This window comes from Bradyrhizobium sp. 197 (assembly GCF_023073375.1).
Classification (GTDB): domain Bacteria; phylum Pseudomonadota; class Alphaproteobacteria; order Rhizobiales; family Xanthobacteraceae; genus Bradyrhizobium.
This window is the reverse complement of record NZ_JADPJJ010000092.1, coordinates 70,351-86,179: the sequence shown is the minus strand read 5'-3', so window position 1 is coordinate 86,179 and position 15,829 is coordinate 70,351. Positions and strand designations below refer to the sequence as shown.

Here is a 15,829-nt window from a genome sequence, read left to right as displayed (position 1 = left end):
GAGGGCGATTGTTCACGTCCACTTGATCCACTACCCCATCGCGTTATATCCCGGGTCTCTTCCCCTTCGATTGACCGGGTGAACGCATGACGACGTCAGACACGGCTGTGCATACGCAGCCCTTCCAGGCCGAGGTTTCCGAGCTTTTGCACCTGATGGTGCACTCCGTCTATTCCGAGACCGACATCTTCCTGCGCGAGCTCGTCTCCAACGCATCGGACGCCTGTGACAAGCTGCGCTATGAAGCCATCGCCGGTCCGGCGCTGCTGGGCGAGGGCGACGTTCTCAAGATTCGGATCATTCCGAACAAGACCGCGGGGACGTTGACGATCGCCGACAATGGCATCGGCATGGAGCGGCAGGAGCTGATCGACCATCTCGGCACCATCGCCCGCTCCGGCACCAAGGCGTTCGTCTCGAAGCTGAAGGAGGCCAAGGACGGCCTCGGCCTGATTGGCCAGTTCGGCGTCGGCTTCTATTCCGCCTTCATGGTCGCCGAGAAAATCGTCGTCGTCAGCCGCCGTGCCGGCGAGAGCGACGTGTGGACCTGGACGTCCTCCGGCGGCTCCGGCTTCGAGATTGCGCGCGCAAGCGATGAGGAAGCGGTGCGCCTAGCACGCGGCACCGAGATCGTCCTGCACCTCAAAGACGACGCGAAGAAGTATCTCGAGACTTACGAGATCGAGCGCATCGTCGGCGCCTATTCCGACAACATCCTGTTCCCGATCGAGCTGGTGCCGGAAGAGGGCGAGCCGCGCCAGATCAATTCGGCGAGCGCGCTGTGGCAGCGCTCCAAGTCCGAGCTGACAGCCGAGGACTACAAGAAGGCGTATCAGCAGATCGCATCCGCCTTCGACGATCCCGCGATGACGCTGCACTACCGCGCCGAAGGCCGCTATTCCTACGCCGTGCTGTTGTTCGCGCCGTCGACGAAACCGTTCGACCTGTTCGAGCCCTCGCGTAAAGGTCGCGTCAAGCTCTACGTCCGCCGCGTCTTCATCACGGATGACGCCGATCTGTTGCCGGGCTATCTGCGCTTCATCCGCGGCGTCGTCGACAGCGAGGATCTTCCGCTGAACATCTCGCGCGAGATGCTGCAGAACAATCCGCAGCTCGTGCAGATCCGCAAAGCGGTGGCGACGCGCGTGGTAAACGAACTCGAAAGCCTTGCCGACAAGGACCCGGAGAACTTTGCGAAGATCTGGGAGGCCTTCGGCGCGGTGCTGAAGGAAGGTATCTACGAGGATTTCGAGCGCCGTGAAAAGCTGCTCGCGCTGTCGCGTTTCACCACGACTTCGGGCGAAAAGCGCTCGCTTAAGGACGTCATCGCCGATTTCAAGCCGAACCAGACCGAGATCTATTATCTCGTCGGCGACAGCATCGAGCGGCTGAAGTCGAGCCCCCGGCTCGAGGCGGCGACAGCGCGCGGCATCGAAGTGCTGCTGCTTTCCGATCCGGTCGACGCCTTCTGGACCTCGATGCCATCGGAGTTCGAGGGCAAACCGCTGAAGTCGCTGAGTCAGGGCGACCTCAACCTCGACCTGATTCCGCGCGTCGACGAGGCGGACGAGGCGAAGAAGAACGAGCCGGCCGCCGACGAGGCTGCCACCATCGCCGTGATCAAGGCCGCGCTGGGCGAGCGCGTCAGCGACGTCAAGGCCTCGACGCGCCTCACCAGCTCCGCCTCCTGCCTCGTCGCCGACAGCCAGGGCCCGAGCCGCGAACTCGAGCGCATCCTGGCGCAGCAGAACCGCGGCATGCGCACCAAGCCGATCCTCGAGATCAATCTGCGCCATGCGCTGGTCACGGCGATCACCAAGGCTCAAGCCGGCTCGAAGGTGGTCGATGACCTTAGCCTGCTCCTGCTCGAACAGGCGCAGATCCTGGATGGCGAACTGCCGGAAGACCCTGCGGCGTTTGCGGCGAGGTTGAACCGGCTGGTGTTGCAGGGGCTCGGCGGATAGCAGCCACGGGCCATATGCTCCGCTGCGCTCATTCCGCCGCGTGATCCTTCTGCTCGTCGCGCGCGGCGGCGGCCTGCGGCTTCTTCTCCATCCAGCGCGAGAGCAGGTCGGAGAAGCGGTCGAGATAGAGGTAGACGACCGGGGTCGTGAACAGCGTCAGCGCCTGGCTCACGAGAAGGCCGCCGACCATCGCATAACCGAGCGGTTGGCGGATTTCGGAACCGGTGCCGCTTCCGAGCATCAGCGGCACGCCACCGAGCAGGGCAGCCATCGTCGTCATCATGATCGGGCGAAAACGCAGCAGCGCCGCCTGGCGGATCGATTGCTCCGGGGTGAGATGCTGCTCCCGTTCGGCCGCGATGGCGAAATCCACCATCATGATGCCGTTCTTCTTGACGATGCCGATCAGGAGAATGACTCCGATCAGGGCAATCAGGCTGAAGTCGAAGCCGAAGATCATCAGGATCGCGACGGCGCCGACGCCGGCCGAGGGCAACGTGGACAGGATGGTCAGAGGGTGGATGTAGCTCTCGTAGAGCACGCCCAGGATCAAATAGACCACGACCAGTGCGGCGAGGATCAGCAACGGCACGGTGCCGAGCGATTGCTGGAACGCCTGCGCGGTGCCCTGAAAGCTCGTCGCCAGCGCCGGCGGCGCCCGCATCTCGCCGACCGCATGCAGCACCGCGCCGGTCGCCTCTCCCAGCGCAACGCCCTCGGCGAGATTGAAGCTGATCGTCACCGAGGGGAATTGGCCTTGATGCGAGATCGCGAGCGGGCGCACGGGCACATTGGTCCAGTTGCAGAACACCGAGAGCGGCACCTCGTCGCCGGTAAGCGGCGATTTGAGATAGAGCTTGTCGAGCGTACCGAGCTGGCCTTGCAGATCCGGCGTGATCTCCAGGACGATGTGATAGCTGTTGGTCTGGGTGAAGTATTGCGCGACCTGACGCTGGCCGAACGCGTCATAGAGTGTATCGTCGATCAGCTGCGGCTGGATGCCGTAGCGTGCGGCGGTGTCGCGATTGATCCTGAGTTGAACCGTCGTGCCTTCGGTTTGCTGGTCGGTCGCGACGTCGCGCAGTTGCGGCAGTGTCTTCATCGCGGCGAGGATTTTCGGCGCCCATTCGTTCAGTTCGGCTAGGTTGGCGTCCTGGAGCGTGAATTCGAACTGGGTGCGGCTGGCGCGGCCGCCGAGACGAACGTCCTGCGAGGCCTGCATATAGAGCCTGGCGCCCTCGACCTTGGCGAGCTTGGGCCGCAGCCGCGCGATGATCTGCTGTGCGCCGGCGTCGCGCTCCTCCCGCGGTTTCAAGGTGATGTACATGCGCCCTGAGTTCAGTGCCGTACCGCCGCCGCCGATGAACATCGCGATCGAATCGACGGCGGGGTCGGCCTGCACGATAGTGTTGAGCTCCACCTGGCGCCGTTTCATCTCGGCAAAGGAGATGTCCTGGGGCATCTCGGACACGGCTGTGAGGAAGCCGTTGTCCTGCTGCGGGAAGAATCCCTTCGGGATCAGGACGAAGAGGTAGACCGAGAGCGCTACGGTCGCGAAGAAGATGCAAAGGGTCACGAAACTGTGGCGTAGCGCGACATCGAGCCCGCGTTCGTAGGCGCCGAGCACGCTTTCGAACATCCGCTCGCTCCACTGGTAGAAGCGGCCGTGCCGGGCCTCGTGATTGGCACGCAGGAAGCGCGAGGCCATCATTGGCGTCAGGGTCAGCGACACCACGAGAGAGACGAGGATCGCCATCGCCAGCGTGACCGCGAATTCGCGGAATAACCGGCCGATGATACCACCCATCAGCAGCAACGGGATCAGCACCGCGATCAGCGAGATGCTGATCGAGACGATGGTAAAGCCGATTTCGGCCGCACCCTTGTAGGCCGCAGCAAGCGGCCTCTCGCCCTGCTCGACGTAACGGGTGATGTTCTCCAGCATCACGATGGCGTCGTCCACCACGAAGCCGACCGCGATCGTCAGCGCCATCAAGGAGAGGTTGTCCAGCGAATAGCCGAAGGCCCACATCAGCGAGCAGGCTCCCAGTAGCGCCAGCGGCACGGTGATGCTCGGGATGATCGTGGCCCAGAAGCTGCGGAGGAAGATGAAGATCACCATCACGACGAGCGCGATCGTAGTCATGAGCGTGATCTGCACGTCCTCGACGGCGGCGCGGATGGTGATGGTGCGGTCGCTGATGATCTTGATTGAGATCGCGGGCGGGATCGCCGCGATCAGCCGCGGCAGTTGCGCCTTGATCCGATCGACGGTCTCGATGACGTTGGCGCCGGGCTGCTTGAAGATGACGAGGAACACACCGCGCTTGCCGTCGGCCCAGGCCGCCGTCTTCATGTCCTCCGGCCCTGCCACTGCCTCGCCGATGTCGCGGATCCGCAACGGCGCGCCGTTGCGATAGGCGACGATGACGTCCTGCCAGTGCTGGGCCTGGGTGAGCTGGTCGTTGGCGTAGATCGTGTAGGCACGCCTGGTGCCGTCGATGCTGCCCTTCGGGCTGTCGGTGGTCGCAGCCGCGATCTGGGCGCGCACGTCCTCCAGCGACAGGCCCTTGGCGACGAGCTTGGCCGGATCGATCTGTATGCGGACCGAGGGCTTCTGCTGCCCGCCGACGAACACTTGCGCGACGCCGGATAGCTGGCTGATCTGCTGCGCGAGCTGCGCGTCGGTGCGGTCGCTGACGACGGTCAGCGGCAGTGTGTCCGACGTCGCGGACAGGATCATGACCGGCGAATCCGCCGGGTTGACCTTGCGATAGGTAGGAGGCGAGGGCAGGTTCTTCGGCAGTTGGCCGCTCGCCGCATTGATCGCGGCTTGCACGTCACTGGCGGCGGCGTCGATCCTGCGGTTGAGGTCGAACTGGATGGTGATCGACGCCGAACCCAGCGAGCTGGTCGACGTCATCTGCGTGATGCCAGGGATCTGCGCGAGCTGGCGCTCGAGCGGCTGCGCCACGGAAGAGGCCATGGTCTCTGGGCTGCCGCCGGGAAGCGAAGCCGAGAGCTGAATGGTCGGAAAGTCGACCTGGGGCAGCGGGGCAACAGGCAGCAGAGGATAGGCCACGAGGCCTACGAACAGGATGCCCGCCATCAGCAGTGAGGTGCCGATCGGATAGCGGATGAACGGAGACGAGAAGCTCTCTTGCATGCCCTGACACCACCAGCCTGGCCAGCGCATCTTCTCCCCGCGCACGGCGGAGCCGCGCCCGAGAGCCCGAGCGCGAAAGCGCGTTTCCTTCAGCCCATTTGTTTGTTGATTGCCCTGGAACGTCGTCGGTCCGGGGCCGGCGTTGTGATCGAAAGACTAGTCCGTTCGCTCCGGCCAGCGAACGAATTCCTGCGCCGGATGCTTGCGACCTTTGTCGAAGGAGAGCTGCAGCGAGTTATGCGTTCCGCGCAGGCCGGAAAGGGGGGGCTTTCCGCTTTCGCATCCTTGCGGCGCTGTCTCTCATCCATTTCGCCGCGCGTCACAAGCGAGAGAGCCATGGAATAGGAACAATCGCTTCTTCCGTGCGGTTGTGCCATATCGAAATGGCATAACGCGTGCCGTTGCCACCGATTCGAGGAACTGTCCGATGCGCCTGCCGATCCTGACCCTCACCGCGATTGCCACGCTGTTCGTGGCGGCAGATGCCAACGCCCAGACCTATGATCCGCGCTATCCCGTGTGCATGCACGTCTACACGCCCGGCGGCTTCGGCGGCGGTGGTGGCGACTATTTCGACTGCTCCTTCACCTCGCTGCCGCAGTGCCGGGCCACGGCGTCGGGCCGCTCGGCGAGCTGCGACGTCAACCCCTATTACGCCTTCGACGAACCGCCGCCGGCGCCGCGCCGGCGTCACAAGAAGGTTCACTAGCGATCTGCGATTGCGATTTCCGGGACATTTTTCATGCGTCACTCATTCGGCCTGATCGCGATCGTCGGTGCATTGCTTGCAGCCGCGCCGTCGTATGCGCAAACCTTCGACCCGCGCTATCCCATCTGCATGCATGTCTATTCGGGCGCGAATGGCGGTGGCGGGGAGTGGTACGATTGCTCCTTCACCTCGCTGCCGCAGTGCCGCGCCACCGCTTCGGGCCGCTCCGCGAGCTGCGATCTCAATCCGTATTATCCGTTCAACGCACCGCCGCAGCGCTTGCGCCATAAGCGAGGCGGCTAGCACTCGCCGCTCGTTCGGTCGTCAATCCGACGGAGCATGAAGAACTACGTGCTGTGTGCGTCTCCGGAGGGCGGCGCCTTGTCGGCCGCGACGGCGATCGCGTTGGTCAATTCCGAGGTCATCTTGTCTGTGGTCCAGTCGCTTGCGTGCAACCTGTCGCCATCGCCGGGGTCGACCATGCGGTCGAACGAAATTTTTGCAACATCGTGCCAGGCCTTCATCAGCGCGAAGCGACGAAAGACGTTGACCCTCTTTGCATGGGCGATCTCGCTGATCGCCGCGACCATCGCGTTCGTCTTGTCGGCCTTGGCCGGTGTCAGCAGCGCCGGCACATATTGCAGGTCCATCAGGATCACGTCGATCCGCTTGGCGCCGAGCAGCCGGTCAACACCGTCACGGATGGCCTGCGTGGTGTCCCTGAACGATGGGGGATTCTGTTGCCACACTGAATTGGTGCCGACCTGCCAGATGACGAGATCGGGGTTCAGATCGAAGACGTCATGGTCGAACCGCTTCAGCTCCAGACGGGCCTCTTCGCCGCCGACGCCCCGGTTGATCACCTCGATTGCGACATTTGGGAATCTTATCCGTAGGCCCGCCAGCAGCCGCTGCGGATAGGGCGCGATGCCTCCTTCGCCCGCCGTGGTCGACGAGCCGATCGCGACCACCTTAACCTGTCCGTCCTTCAGGCGGCTGGCAAAATTGGTCAGCGGTTGCTCGAACGGCGCGGCCTGGACAGGAAACTCTGACGAGTCGAGAGCCACGGGTCGTCTCCCTTTTGCAACCCGGACAATGCAGGGTAGAAAAGCTTAGACCGTTTACCCGGGGCCGCCTAGCCTCGCGCGCCCTGATACAGGTCGCTACTCCTTCCTGATCCCCGACAAGCATGAAGGAAATGTCGCTTGGTGATCATGACGCTCTCCAGTTCACCTGCGCCCCGCAAGCAGGACAAGGGGACACGCGCGGCGCGTCCCAAGGCAACTGGCTTTGCTATCGCAAGAATTGCGCAGCCGCGCACGCCGATCCCACCGGCTTGGTAAAAGGATGACCAGGGTTAATCGCGCACTAACCGGGTTTTACCTTGTCTCTTAACATCTGGGCAGGGCGTGCGAGCTAAGCTGCCGGAAACAGCAGACACGTTCCGAAAGAATGAACGGCATGACCATCGGCGTCATCGAGCAACCGAAAGCCGCGCGCGCACCTTCGGCTTCAAAGATCTGGCTGAAGGCCATCGAGCTCACCGCGCGGATCGAGACGCTGCCGGGCCGGCTATTCGCCGACATCGTCGACGATTGGGCGCAGCGGCAGCCCGATCGCGTCGCATTGGTCGCCGATGACGCAAGCCTCGACTATGAGGGGCTCTCGAAACGCATCAATCGTTATGCGCGGTGGGCCCGCTCGGCCGGTGTAGCCAAGGGCGACACTGTCGCGTTGATCATGCCGAACGGCATCGACTATGTCGCGGCCTGGCTCGGGATCAGTCGCGTCGGCGGCGTGGTCGCGCTGATCAACACCAAGCTCGTCGGCCAGTCGCTCGCGCATTGCATCGATGTCGCAAAGCCCGCTCAAATTATCGTCGCGCACGAGCTCACGGAGGCGCTGGACAGCGCGTCGCCGCACCTGAAGACGGAAGCAAAGGTCTGGACCCACGGCGATGCCCGCAGTGGACGCGCGATCGACGTCGCGCTTGCCGCGCTCGATGACGGCCCGCTTTCGCCGGACGAGCGTGGTGACGTCACCATCAACGACCGGGCCCTGCTGATTTACACGTCCGGGACCACCGGCCTGCCGAAAGCGGCCAGCATCAGCCACCGCCGCATCCTGAACTGGGGCTTTTGGTTTGCCGGCCTCACCGGCGCGACGCCCCAGGATCGGCTTTACGATTGCCTACCGCTGTTCCACTCGGTCGGCGGCATCGTTGCACCATGCAGCATGCTGGCTGCCGGCGGCTCGGTGGTAATCGCGGAAAAATTCTCGGCATCGAATTTCTGGCCCGAGATCGTGCGTCACGATTGCACGTTATTCCAATATATCGGCGAGCTCTGCCGCTACCTTCTGAAGGCGCCGCCGTCCGAATACGAGAACCGGCATCGCCTTCGTCTTGTCTGTGGCAACGGCCTGCGCGGCGACATCTGGGAAGATTTCCAGGCCCGTTTTGCAATCCCCCGCATCCTCGAATTCTACGCGGCGACCGAAGGCAATTTCTCGCTGTTCAACGTCGAGGGTCAGCCCGGCGCGATCGGCCGCATTCCGCCGCTGCTCGCGCATCGTTTCCCCGCCAGCCTCGTCAAGCTCGATCCCGATAGCGGCGTGCCGCTGCGCAATGCGGAAGGCTTTTGTATCGCCTGCGCGCGCGGCGAGGCCGGCGAAGCCATTGGCCGCATCGGCACGGCGGATGCGGGTGGCGGTCGCTTCGAGGGCTACACCGAGGCGAGCGAGACCGAGAAGAAGATCCTGCGCGATGTCTTTGCCAAGGGCGATGCCTGGTTCCGCACCGGCGATTTGATGCGGCTCGACGACAGGGGCTTCTTCCACTTCGTCGATCGCATCGGCGATACCTTTCGCTGGAAAGGCGAGAACGTGGCGACCTCGGAGGTCAACGATGCCGTGCGCGATTTCACCGGCGTGATCGACGCCACCACTTACGGCGTCGGCATCCCCGGCACCGATGGCCGCGCCGGCATGAGCGCGATCGTGGTAAACGAGGGCTTTGATGTCGCGGCGCTGCCCGTACATCTGGCGCAGCGTTTGCCGGCTTATGCGCGCCCCGTCTTCATGCGCATCTCGCGCGAGCTCGATGCGACCGAGACGTTCAAGCAGAAGAAGGGTGAGCTCGCGCGCGAGGGATTTGATCCGGGTGCGATCTCCGATCCACTGCTCATGCTGGACCCGAAGACCGGCGCGTATGTTGCGCTGGATGCGAAGACCTATACGCAAATCAACGAGGGTACGATCCGGCTTTAACCGCGTGAAAATCCGCCAGATAGGTCCAATTTTATCCGAATTGTCCAAGAAGCCATTTACTTCTGTCGGGTAAACAAACGGGCATGGGAGGCGGTCATCAAGAGCCGCCGCAATACGAACGACAACAGAAGCGAGCCAGCCATGTCGGTACGGTCTAAAGTCATTGAAGCGATCCAGCAGATCGCCAAGGAGCAGCACGTCACGCTTCCCGCGCTCTCGGACGATCTGTCCCTGCACGAGACGGGCTTCGACTCGCTCGCCTTCGCCATCCTGGTGGCGCGCCTCGAGGACGAGACCGGCGTCGACCCCTTCACCATCTCCGAGGACGCAGCGTTCCCCGCCACCGTGGGCGATTTTGTGCGGGCCTACGAAAATGTCCCCGCGTGAGATCTTTGCGCTCCGCGACCATCTGGGCGCGGAGCTGACGGGCCGCACGCTGTCGGACGCGCACGATATCGTGTCGCTGACGGATATTTTGTCGCACACGGTCCTGGGTGGCCGCCTGCGCGAATTGTCCGGCCGCGCAGTGCTGCTGAAATTGTCCGATCAGCTCCGGTCGGGTCTTGCCATGATCGAGCTCGACGGTATCGCCCGTCGCATGCTGCTGTGCCCGCCCGATCTCAACCCAGCGCATCTCGATGCGCTGATCGCGGATGCCGGGATCGATGCCGTCGTCACCGACGAGCCGGATCGCTGGGCCGATACCGGCGTGCCGCTGGTCGTCACCGCGCAATTGCCGCTTCAGGTCACCGCCCCGGGCACGACCGAACGCGCCACGGAGTGGCTGATGCTCACGTCGGGCACGTCGGGCGTGCCGAAGATCGTTGGCCATACGTTGGAGGCACTCACCGGGGCGATCGTCGCCGAAGGCCCTGCGAGGGGGCCCGCGCCAGTGTGGGCAACGTTCTACGACATCCGCCGCTATGGCGGCCTGCAAATCTTCCTCCGCGCCGTTCTCTCCGGCGGCTCGTTGGTGCTGTCCGATCCGCATGAGGTGCTCGGCGATCACGTCACGCGGCTGAAGGCGCGCTGCGTCTCCCATATCTCAGGCACGCCCTCGCACTGGCGCAAGCTGTTGATGAGCGGCTCGGCCGCTCAGTTTGCGCCGCGCTACGTCCGTCTCTCCGGCGAGATCGCCGACCAGGCGGTGCTGGACGGCCTGAAGGCGGCGTTCCCGAATTCATCCGTCGGCCATGCCTATGCCTCGACCGAGGCCGGCGTCGGCTTCGCCGTCAATGACGGGCTGGAAGGCTTCCCGGCCGACTATCTCGGCAGCCGCAATGGTGTCGAGATGAAGGTCGTCGACGGCTCGCTCCGCATCCGCTCGACGCGCACGGCGCATGTCTATATCGGCCGCAACGCGGCTGCGCTCACCGATGACGACGGATTTGTCGACAGCGGCGATATCGTCGAATTGCGCGGCGACCGGTACTATTTCGTCGGCCGCCGCGGCGGCATCATCAATATCGGTGGGCTGAAGGTTCACCCTGAAGAGATCGAGGCGGTGATCAACCGTCATCCCGACGTGCGTATGTCGCGGGCGAAGTCGCGCAAGAGCCCGATTACCGGCGGCATCGTCGTCGCCGATTTGATCCTTGCCGACGGCACCGATCCGGCGCGCGCGAAAGAGATCCGCGACCAGATCCTGGATCTGTGCCGCGCGCAGCTCGCGTCCCACAAGGTGCCGGCGGTGATCCGCTTCGTCGAGGCGCTCGACGTCACCCCGGCCGGCAAACTGGCGCGCACCGATGCATAATGTTCTCGTCACCGGCGCTAGCCGCGGTATCGGCCTTGCGATCGGCAAGCGGCTTGTTGATGCCGGCTACAACGTGATCGCGGCGGCGCGGCGCGAGAGCGACGAACTCAAGGCCGCGATTGTCGGGTCGGAGGGGCGCCTGCATTTCCGTGCCTGCGACCTCGCCGTAATCGACGCGATCCCGGCCTATGCAAAGCTCGTGCGCGACGAATTCGGCCCGATCTACGGCCTCGTCAACAATGCCGGCCTCGGCACCGAAGGCCTGCTCGCGACCATGCACAATTCCGAGATCGAGGCGCTGGTGCAGCTCAACGTGCTGTCGCCGATCATCCTCACCAAATATGTCGCGCGGCAGATGATGGCCGATGGTGTGGGCCGCATCATCAACATCTCATCGATCATTGCGACGACAGGCTATAACGGTCTCTCGGTCTATGGTGCGACCAAGGCCGCCGCGACCGGCTTCACCCGCTCGCTCGCGCGCGAGGTTGGCAAGCTCGGCATCACCGTGAACGCGATCGCGCCCGGTTTCATCGATACCGAGCTCACGCACAATCTTTCCGGCGAAGGGCGCAAGCGCATCGCCGGCCGTAGCGCGCTGCGTCGCTTGCCGGAGATGGATGACGTCGCGCGCATGGTGGAATATCTGCTCGGCGAGGGCGGCCGCAACGTCACCGGCACCGTGTTTACGATCGACGCGGGGAATACGGCGTAAGCGGAACCCGGTCGCCATAATTGCGTTGATCCGGCGCAATGACATCAAGCCGGATTTGGTCGTAAGATGCCCCGCAATCGATTGGGTTATGTCAATCGATCTGCCCCAATTGACGGGGAGCAGTCCGTGACCACGCCAAACATGACCGCTTCAAATCCCGACCGGACCGAGCCATCTCGCGCCAAGCCGGACGATGTTCATTGCCCGCCGATGACGCAGCAGAATTCCGGCAGTCACGGTTATGAAATGTATCCGCAGCAGTTCGTGCGCCTGGTCGGCTGCCACGACGCATCGCTCGAAGCCTTGCGCAAGCGTGAGGACGAGAAGCTGCACTAGCGGAGATCGTCCATCGGAAGAACTCTGCCGTCGGGCTGGCGCTGCATCAGCCGATGGCGCGATTGTCTTGTGCTGAAATGAACCGGCACCTTGTCGTTGAGGTCGTTTCGACCAATGATGGTGCGACCTTCGGGCGAGCCGACCGGCGAACCCGAAGCGATCCCGCCGCGTATCTTCCCTCATTCGAAACTTGACCGGCAACCGCAATGTCAGCCGCTTCCTTCTACGGCAGCATTCCCGTCTTTCGCGGCTTCACCAGCCTGATGGACCCTGCATTGTATTCGCCGCTGCCGGACGATTGGAGTGTCGGCGTTGCTGACATCGTGGATTCCACCAAGGCGATCGCGGCGCAGCGCTACAAGGCGGTGAACATGGCCGGCGCCGCCGTGATCGCGGCGGTGACAAACGCATTGGAGGGACGCGAATTCCCGTTCGTGTTCGGCGGCGACGGCGCGAGCTTCGCGGTCGCGCCTCACGATCTCGAGCCGGCCCGCGGGGCTCTGGCTGCGACCGCAACCTGGGTGCGGGAAGATCTCGATTTGGGGATGCGCGTCGCGCTGGTGCCGGTGAGTGCCATCCGAGCGCAGGGCCTCGACGTGCGCGTCGCGCGCTTCGGTCCGTCGGCCAATTTGTCCTATGCGATGTTCTCGGGCGGCGGGCTTGCCTGGGCCGACGCCGCGATGAAGCGCGGCGACTTTGCAATACCCGAAGCGCCCGCGGGCACGCAGCCCGATCTCTCCGGCCTGTCCTGCCGGTTCGAGGTGATTCCGGCTGCGCGCGGGCTGATTTTGTCGGTGCTGGTGATACCGACCCAGGGCGCCGATCCGCGAGCCTTCCGCAAAGTGATCGAGGATGTCATCCAGCTCGTCGAGCGCAGTCCGGATGCCGGTCGGCCCGTGCCGCCGCAAGGGCCGCCGCTGACATGGCCGCCGCAGGGGCTTGACTATGAGGCGCGCACCAAGCGCGGAGGTCCGCTGCTCGCACGCCGCGCCAGCGTGCTGGCCTACACGCTGTTCGTCTATCTGATCATGCGCTTTGATCTCAACGTCGGCGGCTTTGTACCGAAGCGCTATACACGTCAAGTCGTGGAGAACTCCGACTTCCGCAAATATGACGATGGCCTGCGCATGATCCTGGACTGTACGCCGGAACTCGAACGCGCCCTCAGCAATCGTCTCGCCGCGGCCGCGCGCGACGGCATCGTGCGCTATGGTCTCTATCAGCAGGACGCCGCGATGATGACCTGCTTCACGCCGTCGGCGCTGCGCAGCGATCACGTCCATTTCATCGACGGCGCGCGGGGCGGCTACGCCTCGGCGGCCACGGCGCTGAAGGCGATGATCGCGGGAGCGAGCTAACGCCCCGCGCGCGTCCAGGTTTCGCCGCCGCAGAGCGCGCCGACGCAGCCTTCGACGCGCAGCGAATCCGCTGATGTCACGCTGACGCTGCTGGCATAGGTGCCGCCGTCATCGGCATTGTAGATCTGGCCGGACCATTTGTTCGGCCCTGAAGGCTGCATGCCGTTGAACAATGGCAAGCCGATCATCGGGCGCCTGGCGAGGGCAGGATTGGGATTTTTGCTGTCGGTGGCGGGCTGGCCGGTCGCGGTGTCGTGGGGTTCACGCAGCCAGACGACATTGCCGCAGATGCCGCCGCCGCATTTGCTGATCTTGACGCGGGCGTCGCCGGCCTGGGTCTGCCAAGTCCCGTCGGCGCTCTGCGCACGGGCGGCAGTCGCGCCAAGTAGCGCAGCCAGGAGGACGATGAGAGCAGCGAATCTGGAAGTCATGGAGAGCCCCGAAGTGGAGCGCCTCCATAGCAGCCTGACGGGATAGTGCAACGCTGGATGGAATCACATTCCTGCGCTTACTTGCCGCCGCTTATTCACCTGCGCTCATTTGTCCCAGCGCACGAAGGCGACCGAGGCCGCGGTCGAAAGCCCGAACACGACCATGGCGCCGCCGATCAGCGCGAACAGGGTCCAGGCCGGGGCCTGCGCCATCATGAGGCCAACGCCGCCGATCGCGACGATCAGAAGCCGCGCGGTGGAGGCGAGCACGGGACCGCCGACGCGCGCCGCGCCTTGCGAGGAGAAATACAGCGACACGCCGATACCGAAGAACACGAAGGCCGGGCCGGCCCAGTGGAAGTAGCTGTGCGCCGCGGCGGTAACGCCGGGATCCCTCGTGAACAGCGCGACCCACAGCGACGGCTCGAGCGCGATGACGAGGCCGATCAGGCCGACTGTGAGTCCCGAGGCCCCAGCTGCAGTCCAGGCCACGCGCCGCGCGCGTTTCAACTGCCCCGCGCCGATCGCCAAGCCGACCATCGGGACCGAGGCGATGCCGAAGGCGAAGGTGATCGGGATCAGCAGAAATTCCAGGCGCGAGCCGATGCCGTAGCCGGCGAGCATCTCGGTGCCGAAGGTGGCGAGAATCCTCGTGAAGATCAAAATGGTGAACACGGTCTGGAGCGGCGACAGACAAGCCACCGCCCCGACCTTGAGAATGTCGAAGAACATTGCGCGCTCGAAATGGAAGGCGCGGACCTTCAGCGGCAGCCGGCTGCGCCCGGACAGGAGATACCAGAGCAAGAAGATCGCGGCGCAGCTGAACGCGACCAGCTGGCCCGCGGCAACGCCGGGCATGCCGAATTGTGGCGCGCCGAACAGGCCTAGCCCGAGCGTGCCGCCGAGCGCGATCTGGAGCACGCTCGCCCCGATCAGGGTCATCGAGGGCAGGCGCATGTCTCCGGTGCCACGGATCACCGAGGCCAGCGTGTTGACGAGCCAGATCGCGACCGCGCCTGAGAACAGCATTTGCGAATAGCCGCTGGCTTCCTCGAGCACGCGCTCGCGCCCACCGAGCAGCATGAAGAACGAGCGGCCGAAGGCGAGCATCATTACCGTAAAGAACAGCCCGCCGCAGAGACCGATGATGGCGGCATGCAGCGCCAGCGTCGCGGCGCGGTCGCGATCTCCCGCGCCGAGCGCACGGCTGATCGCGGACGAGACGCCGCCGCCCATCGCGCCCGCGCTCATCATCTGCGTCAGCATCGCGAACGGAAACACCAGCGCGATGGCGGCCAAAGGAATGGTGCCGAGCCGGCCGATATAGGAGGTCTCGGCGATCGCAACCAGCGTGCTGCCGACCATCGCGATCATGTTGGGAATCGCGAGCTGCAGCAGCGTCGGCAGGATCGGTGCCGTCAAAAGACTGGTGATTGAGGAGGCGACCGGGGCACGCGGCGGCACGGCGTCTACGGAGGCGTCGATCGTCATGTGTTACCGCGCGGAATATTAGATGATATTCGACATATTATAGCGCGTGCGGCGCCGGCACCAACCTGCCGTCACGCAGGGCTCACCACGGCAGGCCGCATAGGTCGATGGTGCCCAGGGTCGGCGCGCTGACGATGTCGAAGACGTAGGGCGCCATGTGGGTGAACCGGATCCGTCCCTCCGGCTGCTCGCAATAGACCTCGCCGGTGAAGGGCCTCCATTTGCGAGCCTCGTAGAACGCAAAATTATGCGGCTCGCAGAACAGCAGCGCGAAGCGGACCGCCTCGTTGGCGCGCATGGTGTGCACCGCGGCGTCGATCGCCACGGTCGCATAGCCGCGGCCGCGGCGGTCCTCGCGGGTGCAGACACCGCCGATGCCGCCGACGTGAACCTTCTGCCCGTTCCAGCTGACTGTCCGGAAGTAGATGCCGACATGGCAGACGAGACCATCCTCGGGCGTCTCGATCAGCACGCGCAGGTCGGCATTGGCCCATTTGACGTGAGCCCAGGGCTGCTTCTCGACGGCGTGGCGCGGCCAGACCGCGTTGTGCAGCGGCTCCGCCATCGACCACGAGGCGTCGCCGTTCAAAATGTCGATCTCGATGCTCATGGCTCTCTCTTTGCATCTCCGCCCTG

At 64.2% G+C, this 15,829-nt stretch carries 14 protein-coding genes; 9 read left to right on the top strand and 5 right to left on the bottom strand.

Annotated features, from left to right (window positions below; translation table 11 throughout):
• Positions 1-86: 86 nt before the first annotated feature.
• Complete coding sequence (gene htpG, locus IVB27_RS20800) at positions 87-1,964, top strand: molecular chaperone HtpG (protein ID WP_247445130.1); 1,878 nt, start codon at positions 87-89, stop codon at positions 1,962-1,964.
• 28 nt (positions 1,965-1,992) lie between these two features.
• Here htpG and IVB27_RS20795 read toward each other — a convergent pair whose 3' ends face one another.
• Positions 1,993-5,130, bottom strand: a complete 3,138-nt coding sequence (locus IVB27_RS20795) for an efflux RND transporter permease subunit (RefSeq protein WP_247445129.1) — start codon at positions 5,128-5,130, stop codon at positions 1,993-1,995.
• Between the two features lie 427 nt (positions 5,131-5,557).
• On the opposite strand from IVB27_RS20795, the gene IVB27_RS20790 reads away from it, so the two are divergent.
• Both IVB27_RS20790 and IVB27_RS20785 read left to right on the top strand, forming a co-directional pair.
• Positions 5,558-5,839 carry a DUF3551 domain-containing protein gene (locus IVB27_RS20790; RefSeq protein WP_247445128.1) on the top strand — a complete coding sequence of 94 codons (282 nt, stop codon included), beginning with the start codon at positions 5,558-5,560 and terminating at the stop codon, positions 5,837-5,839.
• 33 nt (positions 5,840-5,872) lie between these two features.
• The gene (locus tag IVB27_RS20785; RefSeq protein ID WP_247445127.1) at positions 5,873-6,142 is read left to right on the top strand and encodes a DUF3551 domain-containing protein; all 270 of its coding nucleotides are present in this window, start codon (positions 5,873-5,875) and stop codon (positions 6,140-6,142) included.
• A 44-nt stretch (positions 6,143-6,186) separates the two neighbouring features.
• On the opposite strand, the gene IVB27_RS20780 is transcribed toward IVB27_RS20785, so the two are convergent.
• Entirely contained in the window at positions 6,187-6,906 is a 720-nt protein-coding gene (locus IVB27_RS20780; RefSeq protein WP_247445126.1) for an SGNH/GDSL hydrolase family protein, read from the bottom strand.
• A gap of 385 nt (positions 6,907-7,291) precedes the next feature.
• On the opposite strand from IVB27_RS20780, the gene IVB27_RS20775 reads away from it, so the two are divergent.
• From IVB27_RS20775 to IVB27_RS20750, 6 genes are all read left to right on the top strand, one after another.
• A complete protein-coding gene (locus tag IVB27_RS20775; RefSeq protein ID WP_247445125.1) occupies positions 7,292-9,106 on the top strand; it encodes a long-chain-acyl-CoA synthetase in 1,815 nt (604 codons plus the stop codon).
• A 141-nt stretch (positions 9,107-9,247) separates the two neighbouring features.
• On the top strand, positions 9,248-9,493 hold the full coding sequence (locus IVB27_RS20770; RefSeq protein ID WP_015688794.1) for an acyl carrier protein: 246 nt from the start codon (positions 9,248-9,250) through the stop codon (positions 9,491-9,493).
• Positions 9,480-10,862 carry a class I adenylate-forming enzyme family protein gene (locus tag IVB27_RS20765; RefSeq protein ID WP_247445123.1) on the top strand — a complete coding sequence of 461 codons (1,383 nt, stop codon included), beginning with the start codon at positions 9,480-9,482 and terminating at the stop codon, positions 10,860-10,862. Before IVB27_RS20770 ends, IVB27_RS20765 begins: the two co-directional genes overlap by 14 nt.
• Positions 10,855-11,577, top strand: coding sequence for an SDR family NAD(P)-dependent oxidoreductase (locus tag IVB27_RS20760; protein WP_247445122.1), 723 nt, complete (start codon positions 10,855-10,857; stop codon positions 11,575-11,577). The genes IVB27_RS20765 and IVB27_RS20760 overlap by 8 nt, the downstream gene beginning before the upstream one ends.
• A 126-nt stretch (positions 11,578-11,703) precedes the next feature.
• Positions 11,704-11,913, top strand: coding sequence for a hypothetical protein (locus IVB27_RS20755; RefSeq protein ID WP_247445121.1), 210 nt, complete (start codon positions 11,704-11,706; stop codon positions 11,911-11,913).
• A gap of 206 nt (positions 11,914-12,119) precedes the next feature.
• Entirely contained in the window at positions 12,120-13,271 is a 1,152-nt protein-coding gene (locus IVB27_RS20750; protein ID WP_247445120.1) for a DUF3095 domain-containing protein, read from the top strand.
• On the opposite strand, the gene IVB27_RS20745 is transcribed toward IVB27_RS20750, so the two are convergent.
• The 3 genes from IVB27_RS20745 to IVB27_RS20735 all read right to left on the bottom strand — a co-directional run bounded on the left by IVB27_RS20745 (position 13,268) and on the right by IVB27_RS20735 (position 15,803).
• Positions 13,268-13,702, bottom strand: a complete 435-nt coding sequence (locus tag IVB27_RS20745) for a DUF2147 domain-containing protein (RefSeq protein WP_247445119.1) — start codon at positions 13,700-13,702, stop codon at positions 13,268-13,270. The genes IVB27_RS20750 and IVB27_RS20745 overlap by 4 nt on opposite strands.
• Positions 13,703-13,807: 105 nt before the next feature.
• Complete coding sequence (locus tag IVB27_RS20740; protein ID WP_247445118.1) at positions 13,808-15,193, bottom strand: MATE family efflux transporter; 1,386 nt, start codon at positions 15,191-15,193, stop codon at positions 13,808-13,810.
• A gap of 82 nt (positions 15,194-15,275) precedes the next feature.
• Complete coding sequence (locus IVB27_RS20735; protein WP_247445117.1) at positions 15,276-15,803, bottom strand: GNAT family N-acetyltransferase; 528 nt, start codon at positions 15,801-15,803, stop codon at positions 15,276-15,278.
• Positions 15,804-15,829 lie beyond the last annotated feature (26 nt).